This window comes from Janthinobacterium sp. SUN176 (genome assembly GCF_030587335.1).
GTDB lineage: Bacteria > Pseudomonadota > Gammaproteobacteria > Burkholderiales > Burkholderiaceae_D > Janthinobacterium > Janthinobacterium kumbetense.
The window spans coordinates 2,605,220-2,624,621 of the sequence record NZ_JAPWIA010000001.1; the positions used below are offsets into that span (position 1 = coordinate 2,605,220).

20 protein-coding genes are annotated in these 19,402 nt (G+C 63.1%); 9 read left to right on the top strand and 11 right to left on the bottom strand.

Annotated elements, in window-relative coordinates:
- Positions 1–69: 69 nt before the first annotated feature.
- A complete protein-coding gene (locus tag O3299_RS11755; RefSeq protein ID WP_305062383.1) occupies positions 70–459 on the top strand; it encodes a MerR family transcriptional regulator in 390 nt (129 codons plus the stop codon).
- A 76-nt stretch (positions 460–535) separates the two neighbouring features.
- Here O3299_RS11755 and O3299_RS11760 read toward each other — a convergent pair whose 3' ends face one another.
- The 3 genes from O3299_RS11760 to O3299_RS11770 form a co-directional block, all read right to left on the bottom strand.
- Complete coding sequence (locus O3299_RS11760; RefSeq protein WP_251351617.1) at positions 536–1,177, bottom strand: choice-of-anchor C family PEP-CTERM protein; 642 nt, start codon at positions 1,175–1,177, stop codon at positions 536–538.
- 156 nt (positions 1,178–1,333) lie between these two features.
- The gene (gene rraA / locus O3299_RS11765) at positions 1,334–1,828 is read right to left on the bottom strand and encodes a ribonuclease E activity regulator RraA (RefSeq protein ID WP_289910761.1); all 495 of its coding nucleotides are present in this window, start codon (positions 1,826–1,828) and stop codon (positions 1,334–1,336) included.
- 32 nt (positions 1,829–1,860) lie between these two features.
- Positions 1,861–3,096 carry an MFS transporter gene (locus O3299_RS11770; RefSeq protein ID WP_305062384.1) on the bottom strand — a complete coding sequence of 412 codons (1,236 nt, stop codon included), beginning with the start codon at positions 3,094–3,096 and terminating at the stop codon, positions 1,861–1,863.
- A 100-nt stretch (positions 3,097–3,196) separates the two neighbouring features.
- On the opposite strand from O3299_RS11770, the gene O3299_RS11775 reads away from it, so the two are divergent.
- On the top strand, positions 3,197–3,997 hold the full coding sequence (locus O3299_RS11775) for a helix-turn-helix domain-containing protein (RefSeq protein ID WP_180278731.1): 801 nt from the start codon (positions 3,197–3,199) through the stop codon (positions 3,995–3,997).
- Between the two features lie 112 nt (positions 3,998–4,109).
- Here the strand turns inward: O3299_RS11775 and fliD are convergent, their stop codons facing one another.
- The 4 genes from fliD to alr form a co-directional block, all read right to left on the bottom strand.
- Positions 4,110–5,495 (bottom strand): flagellar filament capping protein FliD, encoded by a 1,386-nt coding sequence (gene fliD, locus O3299_RS11780; protein ID WP_305052679.1) that lies wholly within the window; start codon positions 5,493–5,495, stop codon positions 4,110–4,112.
- Positions 5,496–5,724: 229 nt separating this feature from the next.
- On the bottom strand, positions 5,725–6,045 hold the full coding sequence (locus O3299_RS11785) for a PilZ domain-containing protein (RefSeq protein ID WP_305052680.1): 321 nt from the start codon (positions 6,043–6,045) through the stop codon (positions 5,725–5,727).
- A gap of 131 nt (positions 6,046–6,176) precedes the next feature.
- Positions 6,177–7,553, bottom strand: coding sequence for a DNA repair protein RadA (gene radA, locus O3299_RS11790; protein WP_230540493.1), 1,377 nt, complete (start codon positions 7,551–7,553; stop codon positions 6,177–6,179).
- Between the two features lie 69 nt (positions 7,554–7,622).
- Positions 7,623–8,732, bottom strand: a complete 1,110-nt coding sequence (gene alr / locus O3299_RS11795; RefSeq protein WP_305062385.1) for an alanine racemase — start codon at positions 8,730–8,732, stop codon at positions 7,623–7,625.
- Positions 8,733–8,979: 247 nt separating this feature from the next.
- Here alr and lplT point away from each other — a divergent pair, with 247 nt between their 5' ends.
- Positions 8,980–10,242, top strand: coding sequence for a lysophospholipid transporter LplT (gene lplT, locus O3299_RS11800; protein ID WP_034779369.1), 1,263 nt, complete (start codon positions 8,980–8,982; stop codon positions 10,240–10,242).
- 35 nt (positions 10,243–10,277) lie between these two features.
- Here lplT and O3299_RS11805 read toward each other — a convergent pair whose 3' ends face one another.
- From O3299_RS11805 to tsaB, 4 genes are read right to left on the bottom strand one after another with little or no spacing between them, the layout of a single operon-like run.
- Positions 10,278–11,240, bottom strand: a complete 963-nt coding sequence (locus O3299_RS11805; RefSeq protein WP_305062386.1) for a DUF1853 family protein — start codon at positions 11,238–11,240, stop codon at positions 10,278–10,280.
- Positions 11,218–12,129 (bottom strand): uracil-DNA glycosylase, encoded by a 912-nt coding sequence (locus O3299_RS11810; RefSeq protein ID WP_305062387.1) that lies wholly within the window; start codon positions 12,127–12,129, stop codon positions 11,218–11,220. Before O3299_RS11810 ends, O3299_RS11805 begins: the two co-directional genes overlap by 23 nt.
- Positions 12,126–12,617: a ribosomal protein S18-alanine N-acetyltransferase gene (gene rimI, locus O3299_RS11815; protein WP_099667211.1), complete on the bottom strand. Its 492-nt coding sequence runs from the start codon at positions 12,615–12,617 to the stop codon at positions 12,126–12,128. The genes O3299_RS11810 and rimI overlap by 4 nt, the downstream gene beginning before the upstream one ends.
- On the bottom strand, positions 12,614–13,339 hold the full coding sequence (gene tsaB / locus O3299_RS11820) for a tRNA (adenosine(37)-N6)-threonylcarbamoyltransferase complex dimerization subunit type 1 TsaB (RefSeq protein ID WP_305056302.1): 726 nt from the start codon (positions 13,337–13,339) through the stop codon (positions 12,614–12,616). The genes rimI and tsaB overlap by 4 nt, the downstream gene beginning before the upstream one ends.
- A 225-nt stretch (positions 13,340–13,564) precedes the next feature.
- Between tsaB and dapC the strand changes: the two genes are divergently transcribed.
- The 6 genes from dapC (at position 13,565) to O3299_RS11850 (ending at position 19,370) form a co-directional block, all read left to right on the top strand.
- Positions 13,565–14,794: a succinyldiaminopimelate transaminase gene (gene dapC / locus O3299_RS11825; RefSeq protein ID WP_305058295.1), complete on the top strand. Its 1,230-nt coding sequence runs from the start codon at positions 13,565–13,567 to the stop codon at positions 14,792–14,794.
- Positions 14,795–14,806: 12 nt separating this feature from the next.
- Positions 14,807–15,634, top strand: coding sequence for a 2,3,4,5-tetrahydropyridine-2,6-dicarboxylate N-succinyltransferase (gene dapD, locus O3299_RS11830; RefSeq protein ID WP_070282206.1), 828 nt, complete (start codon positions 14,807–14,809; stop codon positions 15,632–15,634).
- Between the two features lie 232 nt (positions 15,635–15,866).
- A complete protein-coding gene (locus O3299_RS11835) occupies positions 15,867–17,414 on the top strand; it encodes an FAD-dependent oxidoreductase (protein WP_305062388.1) in 1,548 nt (515 codons plus the stop codon).
- 115 nt (positions 17,415–17,529) lie between these two features.
- Positions 17,530–18,255: a hypothetical protein gene (locus O3299_RS11840; protein ID WP_305062389.1), complete on the top strand. Its 726-nt coding sequence runs from the start codon at positions 17,530–17,532 to the stop codon at positions 18,253–18,255.
- Positions 18,256–18,265: 10 nt separating this feature from the next.
- Positions 18,266–18,868 (top strand): RES family NAD+ phosphorylase, encoded by a 603-nt coding sequence (locus tag O3299_RS11845; protein WP_305062390.1) that lies wholly within the window; start codon positions 18,266–18,268, stop codon positions 18,866–18,868.
- Between the two features lie 145 nt (positions 18,869–19,013).
- Entirely contained in the window at positions 19,014–19,370 is a 357-nt protein-coding gene (locus tag O3299_RS11850) for an ArsC family reductase (RefSeq protein ID WP_099667207.1), read from the top strand.
- The last annotated feature ends 32 nt before the right edge of the window (positions 19,371–19,402 follow it).

Consider the following 19,402-nt stretch of genomic DNA (forward strand, 5'->3'; position numbering starts at 1 on the left):
TATGGAAAGCATCCATTCTCAAGGCTGGAGTACACTCCATGGTCAAGCATTTTATGAAGGAATATTTCCATGCAGATCGGCGAGATGGCGCAGGCGACGGGCTTGAGCCGCGATACCCTGCGCTTCTATGAAAAGCGGGGCTTGCTGCGCGCGCGGCGCGGCGCGAATGGCTACCGCGACTATCCGCCCGAAGCGGCGGACTGGCTGCGCTACCTGCGCACGGCGCAGCAGCTGGGTTTTACGCTGGCGGAAATCGAGGCCGACATGCCGCTGCTGGCCGGCGCAGGCGATCCGGCCATGGCGGACCTGCTGCGCGCGGCGCTGGCGCGCAAGCTGGCCGACATCGATGCGCGCATCGCCGGCTTGACGCAGTTGCGCGGCGAACTGGCGCGGCGGATGGAGCCGCAGGCGGCCGCCTGTCCGTTGCGGGGAGATACCGATGCAGCACCAGCTCCCTGAAAAACAAAAACCGCCTGGGAAACAAAAACCGCCTGGGCATGGCCGCAGGCGGTTTTGACGTGGCGCAAAGCTGGAATTACTTGGCGGCCTTGCGGCGGCGCAGGAAACCCATCAGGCCCAGGCCGGCCAGCAGCATGGCGTAGGTTTCCGGTTCCGGCACGGCGGCCATCACGGAAACATTGTCGATCACGGCGCCCGAGTAATTGTCGAACGGCGTGCCGGCCTTGGCGGCGCTGGCAAACGACAGGGTCGCCAGGCCCGTGGAAGCGGCCGTGAAACTCAGGGTGTTGCTGTACAAGGTGTTCGAGGCGGCGGCCGTCGAGTAGAAATCCCCCACCACGCCACCGAAATTGACGCTCACGCCCTGGCCTGCGGGGCCGCCGGAATTGCGCGCCATGTCAAAGGTCAGGCTATACGTCTGGCCGGCAACGACGCTGAAATTTTGCGACAGGAAACCCGGACCTGGCGTACCCAGCAAATCGACGCTGTAGCCGTTGATGGCGTTATACGCATTGCGGATCAGGTCGACGGAACTGGCGCCCACGGTCCAGCCCGTGATGGCCGACGAACCGCTGTTGACGACTTTAAAGCCGCTGTCGAAGGTATAGCCGGAAGCAACTGTTTCAAAATTGCCATTCGTGATCAGGTTGACGGGGCTGGCGCTGGCGGTGCCGGCAGCAAACAGGGCGACAACGGCTGCGATGGTGGCGATTTTCATGAGTTGATTTCCTTGCCTTATTGGCATTAAAGTTACCTTAAGTAAAATCATATCGCAGCCAGGATGAAAATCCAAGAACTTTGCAAAAATATATTTAATGTGAGCAATTTGCAACGTCTTCAGGCGCCCTCCCCCCCTCCTCCGGAGGGCGACAGCTCAATCAAGCTCTTGCCGTGCCACCAGGATGCCATCCGCATCGGCGTAGATCCAGTCGCCCGGATGCACGGCCACGCCGCTGATCTGCACGCGCACGTCGCGCTGGCCGGCGCCCGTCTTGTTGCTCTTGCGCGGATGCGTGGCCAGGGCGCGCACGCCGATCTGGCAGACATTGATTTCCTCGCTGTCGCGGATGCAGCCATCGACGACGATGCCGGCCCAGCCGTTGCTTTCGGCCAGCACGCCCAGCTGGCCGCCCACCAGGGCGCGGCGCAGGCTGCCGCCGCCATCGATCACCAGCACATGGCCCTGGCCCGGCGCTTCCAGGGTGCTGCGCACGAGGGCGTTGTCTTCGAACACGTGCAGGGTGGTGGCGGGGCCGCTGAAGCGCACGCGCTGGCCGAAGGCGCGGTACACGGGCGGCAGCACGGCCAGGGTGCCATCGTCCAGCATGGCTGCATAGTCGTCGCACAGGTCGGTGGTGGCAAAGGTCATGGGGATTCCTTTCGTGGCAGATGGCAACGATTCTATGCCTTTTGCAGCGCCGCGGCACGTGTTTTGCCGCCCACGCCCACGGCCGTGGCGATCGCCAGCGCCTGGAACAGGCCGATGAAGACGAACAGCATGGCCGGATGGTCGCCATCCATCAGCGCGCCAAAGAACAGAGGGCCCACGGCCAGGCCGCTGTCGAGCCCCGAATACACGACGCCATACACGCGCCCGGTGGCATTCTTCGGCGCCGCCGCGCGTATCATCAGGTCGCGCGACGGCCCCGCCACGCCCGACATCAGGCCGATGGCGCCCATCAGCACCACCGCGCCCCAGGCCGGCACGACGGCCATGGCCAGCAGCACGGCCAGCAGCGCGGCGGCGGCAAAGGCGATCGCCACGTTGCGGTCCGGCTGCTTGCTGCGCGCGCCCACCACGCCGCCGGCCAGCATGCCCACGGCCGAGGCCAGCATATAGGCCGTGTAGGCGCTCGTGGCCAGCGCCAGGCTCATGCCGTACAGCTTGACGAGGGCCACGCTGGCAAAGCTCTGAATGCCGCCCAGGGCGATGGCGGTAATGAAGAAGAAAGCAAAGCACATCCACACGGCAGGCAGGCGCAGGAAGTCCAGCGTGCCTTCACCGCCGGCGGCCTGGCCCGGCGCGGCCTGTTTCACGGGTTCGGGGCGGATGGCGTGGCGGTTCAGGAACAGGATCAGCAGCACGCCGAACGGCAGCACGGCCGCGCATTGCAAGGCCACCCGCCAGTCGTAGTTGGTGGCGACATACGTCATGAACAGGGGCGCCAGGGCCCAGCCGATGTTGCCGCTGATGCCATGCACGGAAAAGCCGTACGCCACGCGGGCCGCCGACACGCGCTGGTTTAGGATCGTGTAGTCGGCCGGATGGAACACGCTGTTGCCCATGCCGGCCAGCATGGCGCCCAGCATCAGCGCCGCATAGCTGTGGGCGGTGGACAGGGCCAGCGCCGACACGCCCAGCAAGAAAATGCCGGAAAACAGCACGGCACGCGCGCCGAAACGGTCGACGACAAAGCCGGCCAGCGCCTGCCCCACGCCCGAGATGATGAAGAACACCGTCATCAGCAAGCCCAGTTCCGCATACGACAGGTCGAAGGCGGGTTTCAGCCAGACGAACAGGGCCGCGAGGATCAGGTGATAAAAGTGCGACACGCCATGCGCCAGCCCCACCAGGCCGATGACGCGGGCATCGCCGCGCAAGGTGGGAAGTCCGGATGCCGAGTTAGTTGTTATCATGTCATACCCTGTCTTATACTGGTGAAGCTCAAGTGTATGCAAAATACCATCGTCTGTTTTCCGACAGAACGACATAATTTATCGAATTAAGGCCAAGCTGATGGGTGTACCTATCCTCCACCATACCCGCATGTGTCCGCCACGGGAAGCGCCCAGCGCCACCATTCCCGTGACCATGATCGCGCGCGACCTGCAACCCGATGAATTTTTATTGCCGCACAGCCACCCATGGGGCCAGGTCACGATGGCGCTCGAAGGCGTGCTGCGCATCACCGCCAACAACAGCAGCTGGGTGTTGCCGCCCATGCGCGCCATCTGGATCGCGCCCAACGTGGAGCATGCCGTCACGATACTGGAAAAGACCCGCTTGCGCCCCCTGTGCATCCATGCCGCGCGCGCGCCCTTTGCGGGCCACGACTGCAAGGTGCTGGAAGTATCGAATTTGCTGCGCCAGCTGATCATGGCGCTGGAACAGCTGGATCCGGGGCAGGAACCGGCGCGCGAGGCGCTGCTGGCCGAACTGATCCTCGATGAATTGAAACGCTCGGCCACGCGCCCCATCCGCGTGCCCTTGCCCGGCGACAAGCGCCTGAAAAGCCTGTGCGACAGCCTGATCGAGAAACCGGGCTTGAACCAGACCCTGGAACACTGGGCGCAGCAGGTCGGCGCCTCGGAGCGTACCCTGGCGCGGCTGTTCGAACGGGAATTGGGCATGAGTTTTGGCCAGTGGCGCCAGCAAGTGCGCTTGGCGCACGCGGCGCCCCTGATCGCGCGCGGCGTGCCGCTGTCGCAAGTGGCCGAAGAACTGGGCTACGCCAGCCAGTCGGCCTTTTCCGCCATGTTCAAGAAGACTTTCGGCAGTTCGCCGTCGGCCTTCTTTGCCCAGGGCGACAGAATCTAGCCAACTGGAAAGCGCGCCGATACAGCGCTCTGGGCAAGGCGCAGCGCCGCAGGCAGTACGCTGGTACGGCAAGGCGATGCAACGCCGCCATGGGCGCTTTAGCGGTGCGCTCTCAAGCCATGAAGTCGAACAGGGAATTCTTGCCGGTATAACCCGGCAAGGCCGAGTTCGTCCCCATCTGCTCCTGGGCGGAATACGCTTTCACCAGCGCCTGCGCCTGGGCCGTCAGCGCCTTGGCCAGCACGGCTTTCTTGTTGGTGAGCGTCGTGATGTCCTTGCCGACCGTCTGCACTTCCTTGCGGATGATGCTCGTTTCGCCCGTCAGCTCGCCGATCTTGCTGGCGAACTGGTCCGCCACACCCTTGCCGTTATTCGTGAACATCTTGCTGACGGCGTCCGGATCGGCCGCGATGGCTGCCTTGAGTTTTTTGTCGTCGAGCACCAGCTCGCCGCTCTTGCCCAGGGTCACGCCGGCGCTGCCCAGCACCGACGATGGCACGCCCGTGCTGGCCGTGCGCAGCACTTGTTCCATCTGCGAGCGCACTTGCCCCAGGGCCGTGTCGGACTTCAAGTCGCCCTGCTGCAGGCTCTGCAGCTTGCTGTTGAGTTCATTGTAGGCCGTGACGAAGCTGGCCACGTTGCTGGCGATCTGGCTGCTGTCCTTGGCGATGACGAGATCGGTCGTGCCTTTTTTCTTCAATTCGATGGTGGCGCCCTCGACGGCCGTCGTCAGGGTATTCGTGGCGCTCTTGATTTCCTTGCCGTCGACGGTCAGCAGCGCATCCTGCGCGGCAGCCGTTTGCTGCATGCCCTTGCCGGCGCCGGGCGCATAGCTGAGCAGATTGCTGACGGCCGCGTCGCCGGACACGCTGATGCGCATGCTGCTGTCGGCGCCGCTCTTGCCATTGATGGCCAGCGAATAGCCATCGGCGCCCTTCACCACGCTGGCGTCGACGCCCTGCTGCTTGAGCGCGGCGGCGATGCCGTCGAGGCTATTGTTGCTGCTGTCGATGGTCACCGCAATGATCTTGCCGCTGCCGGGCGTAAATTGCTTGCCGTCGGCCGAGCCCACTTCAATCTTGACCAGCGCGGGCGCACCCGTGCCGATGGCCGCGCTCGAGGATTTCTGCGCGCCGCTGAGCAAGGTCTGTCCCTGCGCCAGTTGCTTGACGTTCATTTCATGGCTGCCGCTGACCGCCTTGTCGGTAGTGGTGGCGCTCAGCACATCCTTGCTGCTGGACGTGGCCGACGTGGCCAGGCCGCTGCCGGCCATGTTCTTGGCCACGGTCTGGAATTTCGCCAGCGCCGATTGCAGCTGGCCCAGGCCGGAGAATTTGGCCTGGTCGCGCGCCAGGCTGGCGTTGAGCTTGACTACGCCCGTGTTTTGCGACTGCATCTGGCGCTCCACCTTCGCATACACATCGGCCGAGATATTGCCCTGCGTCGTCTGCTGCGTGTTATTGGTGTAGGCCCTGCTGTTGATGGTCGAATTAAACATGGTAGGCGTTCCCGTCGGGTGTAAGGTCATGGCGCACGGTTCAGGTCCTGACCGTGCTGCGCTGGAAACGGACGGCAGGCGCGCGTGGCGCGGCAAGGTCCCTCTTCTGGTTGATAATTATGCAGTATTACCGGAATATCAAAACAGCGAACAGAACAGGTTTTTCCTGACTGCAAACCCATATGCACCATTTTAGCGCAATCACTTGCCGTTTATCTTCGGGCGTGCCTCAGCGCATGAATTTCGAAATGGCGCTGCTGACGGCCATGTCCAGCTGCTGGAAAGTGAGTCCCACCTTGAAACCTGCGCTGCTGAAAATGCAGTGCGAGACGGTCACGCGCGCCTCGATGATGTGCGCCGCGCCATCGTAAAACAATTCGAACAGCACCTTGCCCTTCTTGCCTGTCGGCACCGGTTCCGCGATGACGGCCGACATGCCGCCCGGCCCCACATCGAGGGTGCGCGCCGCCACGGGGCCCGCGCCATCCATTACCAACATTGCCTTGGCACGCAATATCTTGCGTGCGCCCTGCCTTTGCTCAACTGACACTGTATTCCGCTTCTCTATCTATGCATTGTCGATGCGGATGCGCGAGGCGCATCCATCGGACAAATATTATAGTTCTAAACGGAAATTTTGTTTGACTTGTCTCAAGCTTGGCATTTAAACCATACCAACTTTTACTCCAGGTCGCGCAACTTGTTGAACGCTTCGTCGATGCGCTCGACGCCGATGACCTTGAGGCCCTCGATGACTTGCTTGGGCAAGTTCGACTTGGGCACCACGGCCAAGGTAAAGCCCAGCTTGGCCGCTTCGCGCAAGCGCTCCTGGCCCCGTGGCGCGGGACGGATTTCGCCGGCTAGCCCCACTTCGCCAAACACCACCAGCCCTCGCGGCAGCGGCTTGTTGCGCATCGACGAATTAATAGCCAGCAACACGGCCAGGTCGGCCGCCGGTTCCGTGATCTTCACGCCGCCCACGGCGTTGATGAACACATCCTGGTCGAAGGCGGCGATGCCCGCGTGGCGGTGCGCCACGGCCAGCAGCATGGCCAGGCGGTTCTGCTCCAGGCCGACGGACAAGCGGCGCGCATTCGGCAAGTGGCTCGTATCGACCAGGGCCTGGATTTCCACCAGCAGCGGGCGCGTGCCCTCCTGCGTCACCATCACGCACGAGCCCGGCACCTGGTTGTCGTGCTGCGACAAAAACAGCGCGGATGGGTTCGACACCCCTTTCAAGCCCTTTTCCGTCATGGCGAACACGCCCAGTTCATTGACGGCGCCGAAACGGTTCTTGATGGCGCGCACGAGGCGGAAGCTGGAATGGGCGTCGCCCTCGAAGTACAGCACCGTGTCGACGATGTGTTCGAGCACGCGGGGACCGGCCAGCGCGCCCTCTTTCGTCACGTGACCGACCAGGATGATGGTCACGCCCGTCTGCTTGGCCGCGCGCGTGAGCTGGGCCGCGCATTCGCGCACTTGCGCCACGGAACCGGGCGCCGAGCTGAGCGCGTCCGAATACACGGTCTGGATGGAGTCGATCACCACCACTTCCGGTTTTAAATCGGCCAGGGTGGCGAGAATCTTTTCCAGTTGGATCTCGGCCTGCAGTTTGAGTTCCTTCGCGTCGATGACGAGGCGCTTGGCGCGCAAGGCGATCTGCGCGCCCGATTCCTCGCCGCTGACGTACAGCACGCGCTTGTGGTGCGACATATTGGCCAGCGCCTGCAGCAGCAGGGTCGACTTGCCGATGCCGGGGTCGCCGCCGATCAGCACGACACCGCCCGCCACCATGCCGCCGCCCAGCACGCGGTCGAATTCCTCGATGCCCGTGCCGAAGCGGGGCACGTCGATGGCGTCGATATCGTCGAGCGACAGCACGGGCGCCGTCTGCGCCAGCGACATGTGTTGCGGGTTCGAATAGCGGTTGTTGCCGCCCGTCTCGGGCAGGGTTTCCACCATGGTGTTCCACTGGTTGCACGAGGTGCACTGCCCCATCCATTTGTTGCTGATGGCGCCGCAATCGCTGCAGGTGTAGATGGTCTTGACTTTTGCCATGGTGTACTTTGCCCGGGTAAGGTGAAACTGCTGTCTATATATACAGTATATACAAACGGCGGGCCGCCGTCACTGTGTCGCTTCGACCACGGGCACGCGGGGCGCCAATGCGCACATCAGCTCGTAGCCGATGGTGCCGGCGGCCAGAGCCACCTCGTCGATCGGCATGCCCTGGCCCCACAAGGTGACGGCACTGCCGACTTTTGCACCGGGCACGTGCGTCAGGTCAACCATCAGCATGTCCATCGACACCCTGCCGATGAGTCCCGTGCGCACGCCGTCGACGAGCACGGGCGTGCCTTCGGGCGCATGGCGCGGGTAGCCGTCCGCATAGCCGCACGCCACCACGCCCACCTTGATATTGCCGGCCGCTTCGTAGCGGCTGCCGTAACCCACCACTTCGCCGGCGGCGATATCCTGGATGCCGATAATGCTGCTGCGCAAGGTCATGGTGGGCAGCAAGCCGAACGCCTGCGCCGACGTGCCGCCGGGAGCGCCGCTGGGCGTGCCGCCGTACAGCATGATGCCGGGGCGCACCCAGTCGCTGTCCAGGTGGTGCAGCAGCACGCCGGCCGAATTGCACAGGCTGCGCGGCAATGATGTGCCAACGCCGGCGCCGATGCTGGCCGCGCCCGCTTCGAAACGCAGCATCTGCTGCTCCAGGGGCAAGCGCGTGGGCGCCGCCTCGTCCGCGTTGGCGAAATGCGTCATCAGGGTGATCGTGCCGATATGCGGCATGGCGCGCAGGCGCGCATATGCCCCCGCCACGGCGTCCGGCGTAAAGCCCAGGCGGTTCATGCCCGTATTCATTTTCAGGTGCACATCGATGGCGTGCGGCAGGCGCGCCGCTGCCAGCAGGGCGATCTGTTCCTCGCAATGCACGCTGCCATTCAAGCCATATTGCGCCATGACGGGCAAATCGCTGGCGTCAAAAAAACCTTCCAGCAGCAAGATGGGCTTGGTCCAGCCCAGTTCGCGCAGACGCACGGCGTAGTCGACCTCGACCAGCGCCAGGCCATCGGCCCCGGCAAAGCCCCGCATGGCCCGTTCCAGGCCGTGGCCATAGGCATTTGCCTTGACGACGGCCCACACCTTGGCGCCGCGGGCGCCGGCACGGGCGCGCGCCAGATTATGTTGCATGGCATCGAGATGGATGGTGGCGAGAAGGGGCCTGGGCATATGCGTCGTTCACGGCGGGTGGGAAAGCCGTATTTTACCGGATGCACCGTACGCGGACACGGCAGACGCCCAAGGTCGTATGCAGAGGACATCATTTATAAAATGCTCACATGTATGTGTATTTTTCTACGGCAGAAAAATTAAGGTTCGCTTAGACAAGACTATGCAAAGCGGCCCCTTCCAAACTTGGGGTTTGCCGTTTTTTCGTGGTATAAAGCAAGCCAGATATGATTTCAGGCAATCCAGAATGAATCGTGGTTTTTATACCATCATGGCGGCGCAGTTCTTTTCCTCGCTGGCAGATAACGCCCTCTTTTTTGTCGCCGTCGATTTATTGGTGTCCATGAAATCCCCGGCGTGGATCACGCCGCTGCTCAAACTGTCGTTCGTGCTGTTTTACGTGCTGTTGGCCGCTTTTGTCGGCGCCTTCGCAGATGCATTGCCAAAAGGCAAGGTCATGTTCATCGCCAACATGGTCAAGATCTTCGGCTGCGCCCTCGTCTTCTTCCACGTACACCCGCTGCTGGCCTACGCCGTCGTCGGTTTTGGCGCGGCCGTGTACTCGCCCGCCAAATACGGCATCCTGACGGAACTGCTGCCGCCGGAAAAGCTCGTGGCGGCGAATGGCTGGATCGAAGGCTTGACCGTCACTTCCATCATCCTCGGCACCGTCATGGGCGGCGCGCTCGTCAGCGGCCACGTGTCCGACATGCTGCTGTCCTTCGACTTCCCCCTGATCGACACGGGCATCACCAACAAGACGGAAGCGGCCCTGTGCGTGGTGGTCGGCATTTATGTGCTGGCGACCCTGGCCAACCTGAAGATTCCCGACACGGGCTGCGTATATCCGCACCAGGAACGCAATCCTATCAAACTGATCACCGATTTTGCCAATTGCTATTCCATCCTGTGGAAAGACAAGCTGGGCCAGATCACCCTGGCCGTGACGACCCTGTTCTGGGGCGCCGGCGCCACCTTGCAGCTGATCGTGCTGGAATGGGCCAAGCAATCCTTGAACATGCCCTTCGACAAGGCGACCAGCCTGGTGGGCGTGGTCGCCATCGGCGTGGCCGCCGGCGCCGTGCTGTCGGCCCGCTTCATTCCGCTGCGCAAATCGCTGACCGTCATTCCACTGGGCATCGCCATGGGCGTGATCGTCATGATGATGACGCAAGTACATTCCGTATGGATCGCCTACCCGCTGCTGATACTGATCGGCGCCCTGTCCGGCTTTTTCGTCGTGCCCATGAATGCCCTGCTGCAACATCGCGGCCACGTGTTGATGAGCGCAGGCCATTCCATCGCCGTGCAGAACTTCAATGAAAACCTGTCTATTTTGACCATGCTGGCCGTGTATTCGATCATGATCCGCTTGCACCTGCCGCTGAACATCATCATTACCCTGTTCGGCCTGTTCGTCGCCGGCACCATGTACATGATCATGCGCAAGCACAAGCTGAACCAGGCCGAGCACGACAATCTTTCCTTGATTGGCGAGCAAAAGCATTAATTTCGGAGGCTGACCCAGCGGATCAGCCCCCGGCATTACGCTGGCAGCATGCCAGCGAGCCGCCGCGCGGCAGCCTGCTCCGTCCAGTCAGGCGGCACGACAAAACCACGCGTGCACTCCACTTCCCAGCCTTCGACATTATCCACCGTGGCCACCATCACCGGTTGCGCCAGATCAAACAAGCGCGCGCGCAAGGCCTCCACATCCAGCACTTCCACGTCGCGGCCCTTGAACGGCGCCAGCCATTGCAATCGCGGCAGCACGACATAGCGCTGCGTGGGCAATTGTGTGGGCGCGCACCAGAAGCCGTGTCCATGATCCTGGGAAATACCGTCCAGGGCGGGCGTGGCGTCCGGGGCATAAAACAGCCAGCCCTTGACCAGCGCCTGCGCCGCGCGCACGGGCTGCGCCAGCAGGGTTTGCGCGGCCGGATGGCGGGACAAGGCCAGTTGCTTGTCGAGGATCTTGCGCATCTTCAATCCCAGGGTATCGGCCAGGTTGGGGCCGATCAAGTGATTGAAGACGCCGGGATCGGGCGCGCCTTCCAGCAGGTAGAACTTGGTGGCGAATTCCCAGTGCAGCAACGCGTCACCCTGCGCTCCATCGCGCAGCAGGAAATCGAACTCGCCCACCGTGTCGTTGCGGTTCACTTGCACTTGCAAGCCATGCGCTTGCAGCAGTCCGTGTTGCTCAAAATAAAAGGCCAGCAGCTTTTCAGCGTACAGGCCCAGGCGGGAATAGAATTTCGGCCCCAGCGCCGCATCGAGCGGCGACGGATCGTCTTGCAGCGCGCCCAGCCAATCGACAACAGAAGGCGTGACGGGCGCGAGGCTGGCGATGCGCCCGCCCCAGTGGGAGCTGGACGGGTCCAGCAAGTCGGGCGAGTCGAGCAGCCAGGCCAGCGCACGCACGCGGGGGTGCGTCAGATGCCCCCAGCGGCGCTCGAAGCGGGCCTGGAAGGCGCCGGCGGCGGCATCACTCACCGTGCGAATCACCATGCGTGCTTTTCGCCAGGCACAGATCGGCCCAGGCGCGCGCCTTGGCCTTGCCCGTCTCGTCCTGCAGCAGCATTTCCGGGTGGAAAGTGGCAACGACGGCAGCCTTGCCCAGTTGGCGCACGGTACCGCGCACGGGTTTCTCGCCGGGATTGATGCCGGCGGCGGCCATCGAGCCGAGCGTCAAAATAGTACGCGGTTGCAGCAGGGCCAGTTCGCGCTCGAAATACGGGCGGCAGGCGGCGGACTCGGCTTCTGTCGGCAAGCGTTCCTGGCCCGCCTCGTCGAGCGGACGGCATTTCAGCAAGTGCGTGATGTACACATCGCGATCCGCATCGACGGCGATGGCTTTCAGCATATTGTCGAGCAATTTGCCCTGCTCGCCCGGCAAGGCGCGCCCTTCCCGCTCTTCCAGGCGCGACGGGCTGCTGGCCAGCATCAGCCAATCGCCCTGGCGGTCGCCGCGGCCCATGACGACGCCCTTGCGCGTCTTGCACAGGTCGCAGCGCGCGCACTTGGCGACGGCAGCCGTCAAGCCATCCCAGTCGAGGGCGGCGATATCCGTATCGCTCAGCTGTCTGGCGGGCGGCGGTGGCGGCGCATCGTCGAACCAGGCCGTATCGTCAGATGCGGCGGGAGCGGCGGGAGCGACAGGCGTGGCAGGAGCGGGAGCGACAGGCGCAGCAACGTCAACGGCTTTCACCTCAGCAACAACCTCCGCTGCGGGTACGGCCGGCGCAACAGCTTCAAGCACGGCGGCCACCGGTGCCGCTGCTGCTTCCACGATCTCGGCGACGTCAGCCGCTTCAGCGGCCTCGGGCGCGCCACCCTGGCGCAAGCGCCACAGGGGGCCGACGCCCATTTCATCGAGGAAAACGGCGCTGCGGCTCATAAGGTATAACGCATCACGATGGCGTCCTCACGTTGCGAGTTGCTGGCCGGATAGTATCCCTTGCGCCGGCCGATCTGTTCAAATCCATAGCGCTGGTAAATATCGAGCGCGCGCACGTTCGACGGGCGCACTTCCAGCAGCATCGATTCCATGCCCAGCTGGCGCGCGCAGGCGCAGGACTGGTTCAGCAGGAAGCGGCCCAGCCCCTGGCCTTGGATCGCGCCTTCGACGGCCACGTTGAGCAAGTGCGCCTCGTCGACGACCAGCATCAGCAAAAAGTAGCCGAGCAGGGTGCCATCCACGTCGCGCAGCACCCAGGCCGGATATCCGCTTTTGAGCGAATCGACGAAGTTGCCGTGCGTCCAGGGATGCGGATACACGCGCTGCTCCAGCGCCAGCACCTCGGTCAAGTCCGCTTCGGCCATCGGCTGATAGTCGAGGCGCAGCAAGTCCCAGCCGGCAGCGCGGTCCTGGTCCGCCACACTCATTGCGCGGACTCCGCAGCGGCCTTGGCCTGTTGCATCTCTTGCCGTTCCGCGCTGGTAAAGGCGATCTTGTTGCGCAAATACAAAGGCTGCGCCTCGGCCGCGGTCACGAACTGGCCGGCCGCAAAGGCGATGCGCGCCAACTGCGCCACTTGCACGGCGTGCGGCATGATGGCGGCGTCGGCAGTCGCGGCGCATGGCAGCGGGGCCAGCGCTTCGGCGTATGCACTGAAACCGTTGCCGCAAGCGGCCACGTCGCCTTGCGGCGCCACGCCGGCAGGCGCGCTCAGGGCCGGTGGCGCAACAATCTGCAAGCCATCCTGGTAATCATATTGCGCCCAGTACACTTCGCCCATGCGGGCGTCGAGCACGGTCACGATGCGTTGCGCGCCATGTTGCTGGTGGCACGCGAGCGCCATGGCGTCGAGGGTGACGACGGGCACGACGGGCAGCTTGGCGCCGTAGGCCAGACCTTGCGCGATGCCGCAAGCCGTGCGCACGCCCGTAAACGAGCCGGGACCGGAGCCGTAGGCGATGGCGTCCACGTCGGCCAGGGTCACGCCCGCTTCAGCGAGCAATTCCTGCACCATCGGCAAGATGGACTGGGAATGGGTGCGCACGCCCGACGACGCGCGGGACAGGACGACATCGCCGCGCAACAAGGCGCAGGAGGCGAGTTCGGACGAGGTTTCAATGGCAAGCAGGGTGGGAAGTAAGGTAGACATAGCGTATTTTACCTTGCCGCGCCATAGCATGGCACTCCCCGCTGCGGCATGCCGTGGCAAGCCGGGCAGCCCTCACGCCGATGCGGCTTGCACAGCGGCCCCGCGAGGACGGCTATAATGAAAGACGCGGCTCATTATTTGACCGGCATCAAGTCTGCCGCGCCAAGCAATCGCCTAGCAATCGCTGAGCAACATCGTCTTTCCACTCTTGCCCTGGTCCGTTCCGTGAATCCACTTCTTGCTAAACTGCAACCATATCCCTTTGAAAAGCTGCGCCAGCTGTTTGCCGGCGTGACGGTCAATCCCGAGTATGCGCCCATCAGCCTGGGCATGGGCGAACCCAAGCACCCGACGCCGGCTTTCATCGAGCAGGCATTGGTCGACAATATCCATGGCCTGGCCAGCTATCCGACCACCATCGGTTCGGAAGCCTTGCGTACAGCCATCGCCGGCTGGCTCGAGCGCCGCTATGGCATCCCCAAGCTCAATCCTGCCACGCAAATCCTGCCCGTGAACGGTTCGCGCGAAGCGTTGTTTGCGCTGGCGCAAACGGTGATCGATCCGGCCGCCGGTTCGCTCGTGATCAGCCCGAATCCGTTTTACCAGATATATGAAGGCGCCGCCTACCTGGCCGGCGCCGAACCGTATTTCGTCAATTCCGACCCGGCGCGCAATTTCGGCTGCGACTACGACAGCGTACCGACCAGCGTGTGGGAAAAAGTAAAACTGCTGTTTTTGTGCTCGCCAGGCAACCCGACGGGCGCCGTGCTTACCCTGACGGACTGGGAACATCTGTTCGCCCTGTCCGAGCGCTACGATTTCGTCATCGCCGCCGACGAGTGCTATTCCGAGATCTACCACGGCGACACGCCGCCGCTGGGCGCGCTGCAGGCGGCGCACATGCTGGGCCTGTCCACCATCGAGCGCCCGTATGCGCGCCTGGTGGTATTTTCCAGCCTGTCGAAGCGCTCGAACGTGCCGGGCATGCGCTCGGGCTTTGTTGCCGGCGATGCCGAAGTATTGAAAAAATTCCTGCTCTACCGAACCTACCACGGCGGCGCCATGAGCCCTGCCGTGCAGGCGGCCTCCGTCGCGGCCTGGAACGACGAAACCCATGTCGAGGAAAATCGCGCCAAGTACCGCGCCAAGTTCGACGCCATCACGCCGCTGCTGCAATCGGTGATGGACGTGCAATTGCCGGACGCCGGCTTCTACCTGTGGGCCGACGTCAGCCGCACGGGCCTGTCCGACACCGAATTCGCGCAACGCCTGTACGCCGAATATAATGTGACGGTATTGCCTGGCAGCTACCTGGCGCGCGACGCGCACGGCATCAATCCGGGCCGCAACCGCATCCGCATGGCCCTCGTGGCCGAAACGGCCGAAGGGCTGGAAGCAGCCTTACGCATAGTAAAATTCTGCCAGCAGCTTTCCGCATCCGCATTAACTCACTAATAAGACATCATCATGAGCCAACAACTGCAAAACATCATCGACCAGGCCTGGGAAAACCGCGCCGAGATCAATCCGGGCAACGGCACGGCCGAACTGCGCGACGCCGTCTCCCACGTCATCAATGGCCTGGACAACGGCAGCATCCGCGTGGCGGAAAAAACCTCGGGCGACTGGGTCGTCAACCAGTGGGTCAAGAAAGCCGTGCTGCTGTCGTTCCGCCTGGAAGACAACGTCGTGCTGCCATCGGACGGCACGATGCAGTTCTACGACAAGGTCCCGACCAAGTTCGCCAACTACACCAAGGAAGACTTCGCCAAGGGCGGTTTCCGCGTGGTGCCGCCAGCCGTCGCCCGCCGCGGCAGCTTCATCGCCAAGAACGTCGTGCTGATGCCATCCTACGTCAACATCGGCGCCTACGTCGATGAAGGCGCCATGGTCGACACCTGGGCCACCGTCGGTTCCTGCGCGCAAATCGGCAAGAACGTCCACCTGTCCGGCGGCGTCGGCATCGGCGGCGTGCTGGAGCCTATGCAAGCAAACCCGACCATCATCGAAGACAACTGCTTCATCGGCGCCCGTTCGGAAATCGTCGAAGGCGTGATCGTCGAAGAAAATTCCGTCATCTCGATGGGCGTGTACATCGGCCAGTCGACCAAGATCTACGACCGCGCCACGGGCGAAGTGACCTACGGCCGCGTGCCAGCCGGCTCCGTCGTGGTCTCGGGCAACCTGCCTTCGGAAGACGGCAAGTACTCGCTGTACTGCGCCGTGATCGTCAAGCGCGTGGATGCGAAGACCCGCGCAAAAACGGGTATCAACGAGCTGCTGCGCGGTATTTGATGACACCTCTGTAAACCTACTGCGCTGCCCACTATCCGGTTTCCGTTGCTCACTGTACTACATGTACAGTTCCGCTACTCGACCCGATATTGAGCGTGCTCGCTACGGTTTGCAGAGGCGTCGTGACGCACGTAAAAAATCATGTCCTGCCAACCGGCGGGACATTTTCATTTCCAGATAGCAACTTCAATCGTCGCGCAGCCATCACCCATCCTGTCCTATACTGGATGGCATGAATACTCCTCCCGTATTGATCGTCGGCGCCGGTCCTACCGGCCTCATGCTTGCCTTGCGCCTGGCGCGCCATGGCGTCGATTGCCGCATCATCGATAAAAACAGCGGACCGGGCCAGGCGTCGCGGGCCATGGCCGTGCATGCGCGCACCCTGGAGTTTTACCAGCAGCTGGGCTTTGCCGACGAGCTGGTCAGCCTGGGCATCAAGATCAATGCCATGCACATCCACGAAGGCGGCGAGGAGCTGGTGAAACTGGCGCTGGGCGAGATCGGCGAAGGCCTGAGTCCCTACCCTTTCGTGCTGAGCCTGCCCCAGGACGAGCATGAGCGCTTCCTCATCAGCAAGCTGGCAGCGGCCGGCGTGCATGTGGAATGGAACGTCGCGCTGGACCTGTGGACGCAGGACGATAGCGAAGTGCAAGCCATTCTGCTCAATAATGGCGAACGGCAATATTGCACGTTTAACTATATTTGCGGCTGCGACGGCGCCCGCAGCAAGGTGCGCGAAATCGCCGGCTTCGCGTTCTCGGGCGGCACCTACGACCACCTGTACTACGTGGCCGATGCGCAAGTGGCCGGCAACAACACGGATTTGCACGCCCACCTGGGCGCGAACTCTTTTGCGCTGATGTTGCCCGTGCGCACCAGCGGCATGCAGCGCCTGATCGGCATCCTGCCCGACCGGCCGGAAGGCGCGCCCGCGCCCGTCTTCGACGACGTGCGGGAACAGGTGGAAAGCTTGCTGAATATCCAGGTCGAGCACGTGAACTGGTTTTCCACGTATAAAGTGCATCACCGGGTGGCGGCGCAGTTTCGCGAGCGGCGCTGCTTCATCCTCGGCGACGCGGCCCACCTGCACAGCCCCGTGGGCGGCCAGGGCATGAACACGGGCCTGGGCGACGCCGTCAACCTGGCCTGGAAACTGGCGCAAAAGCTGCGGGGACAAAGCAACGACGCCCTGCTCGACACCTATGAAAGCGAGCGCATCGTGTTTGCCCGCAAGCTCGTCGCCACCACCGACCGCGCCTTCCAGGCCATCGTCGCGCAAGGCATCGCCGGGCAATTCCTGCGCCGCTGGCTGGTGCCGCACGCGCTGCCCTTCCTCTCCGGCTTCGGGCGGGCGCGCCGCTTGCTGTTCCGGACCGTGTCGCAAATCCAGATCAGCTATGAAGACAGCGCCCTGTCCGCGGGCCACGCGGAATACTTGCGCGGCGGCGACCGCCTGCCGTGGTTCTCGGACGGCACGCAAGACAATTTCACGGCCCTGCGCAGCATGGATTGGCAATTGCACATCTATGGCGAAGCGGCGCCCGAACTGCTGGACGAGGCGCGCGTGCTGAAACTGCCCGTGCATTGCTACACCTTCAATGTCGCCGCCAAGCTGGCCGGCCTGGGCCGCGACGCAGCCTATCTGGTGCGCCCCGACGGCCACATCGCGCTGGCCCTGCACCTGCAGGAAAGCGGCGCCCTGCGCGCCCTGGCCCTGCGGCTGGGCCTGCATTTCGGTCCGGCCGAATCGGGCAAGGCGGCGCCACGGCCTGTGTAACATCACAGAGTTGACGGTTTGTGCCACATCAAGCCAACCAACTTAATTTCTTTGCTTTGTTTGCTTTGTTTGACTTCCTGTCCTATGCTGAAACATGCGTTTCAAGGATAGGGCCATGTCGAATACATCGAACACCTCGGATACTCGCGCCCCTGCCGGCAAGGGCGACACCGGCATGATCGATGAGGCCGCCGCCGACACCGGGCATGCGCCTGCCACGCCCTCGCTGGCCAGCAAGCTGGCGGACACACTCGCATCCAGCGCCACCGGCTTGCGCTTTAATATTGCACAAGATACGTTCCAGGAAGCGTATGCATCGCTGCTGGACGCCGTACCGCGCGACGACCGGCCCGCGCTGCTCGCGCAAATGCGGCGCGACCTCGATATCGTGGCCGAACGGGAGTTGAACCGGGTTTCCGGCATCGACGCACATGCCGGCCACGTCAGCACCCGGCAATTCATGCGCGGCCTGGAAGAGCAGGAACGGCAGCAGCGTGAAAAAGACTTGGCGTCGCACAGCTTGCTATCCGGCCCGGAACTGCGCGCCCGGCTGGAAGTCACGCCGCAAGCGCTCAGTGCGGCACTCAAAGCCAGACGCCTGTTTGCCTTGCGCGGCGCCTCCGGAGAATATGTCTATCCAGCATTTTTCGCCGATCCCCGCCACGACCGCCACATCCTGGAAAAAATCAGCAAAATCCTCGGCGACTTGCCCGGCGCCGCCAAATGGGATTTTTTTACCGCCCCGCGCCTGTCTCTGGGCGGCAAGTCGCCGCTGGAGGCCCTGGCCAAAGGCAAGCTCGATGCCGTGATGGCGGCCGCCCGCGCCTACGCAGACGAATAGCAGCACGACCGTGGCAATCTTGCGCCTGCCCCGTCTGCCGCAACTGCCCGCAGCGCTGCAGACGGCGCGCTGCGATCCCGCCACGCTGTACCGGATCTCCGGCCATGCCACGGGCGAACCGTATTTCGGCAGGGCAAACACCTACCGCTTCGACGATCCCCATCCACAGGTGGCGGCCCGATTCGGCACCTGCTATCTCGGTAGTTCGCTGGCCGTCGCCCTCGCTGAAACCTTGCTGCATGACCGCAAACCCATCCATAACCGCTTCGTGATCGAGCTGGCCGTGATTCGGGCGCGTTTTGTCATTCGGCTCACGGGGGAAACGCTCATCCTGGCCGACCTGACAGGCGCCGCCCTCAGAAAGCTGGGCGGCCATGGAGGGCTCAGCGGTACATCGTCGTACCAGACGACCAAGACATGGTCAGCGGCCATCCATGCGCATCCGGACACCGTTGACGGCATGCTCTACATGTCGCGCCACAAAAACGATGAAACGGCCCTGGTGCTGTTCCACCGCGCCGCGCCCAAGCTCGCGCGGGTGTCCGCCACGCCGCTCTCGGTCCATCCGGACTTCGGCCAGGCCGCCACGCTGCTGGGCATCCGCAGCGCCTAGCCCTGAACCTGCCATGAACATGCAACCTTGTTGCACTGCCGCATCGACCGCGCATCGACTGTATAATGTCGGCTAACATCGCATATCGCGCCAGCGCAAGCGCCGCGATCAAGCGAACCGCATTCATACCTCCTTAGCCCTACCCATGACGACCATTACACTCTACGGTATCCCCAACTGCGATACCGTCAAAAAGGCCCGCACCTGGCTGGCCGCGCAGCAACTCGATTTCACCTTCCACGACTTCAAGAAGCAGGGCCTGGAACGCGCCACCGTCGAGGCGTGGCTGGCGCAATTGCCGTGGGACGTGCTGGTCAACAAGAAAGGCACGACCTGGCGCGCCCTGTCCGACGAGCGCAAAGCATCGATCACCGACGCCGCCAGCGCCCTGGAGCTGATGCTGGAAAACCCGTCCATCATCAAGCGCCCCGTACTGGACAAGGATGGCCAGTTCAGCGTGGCGTTTTCGGATGCGCAGTACCAGACCCTTTTCTCGCTGTAACCATACTTAGTTGACAACCGGAACGATGTTGC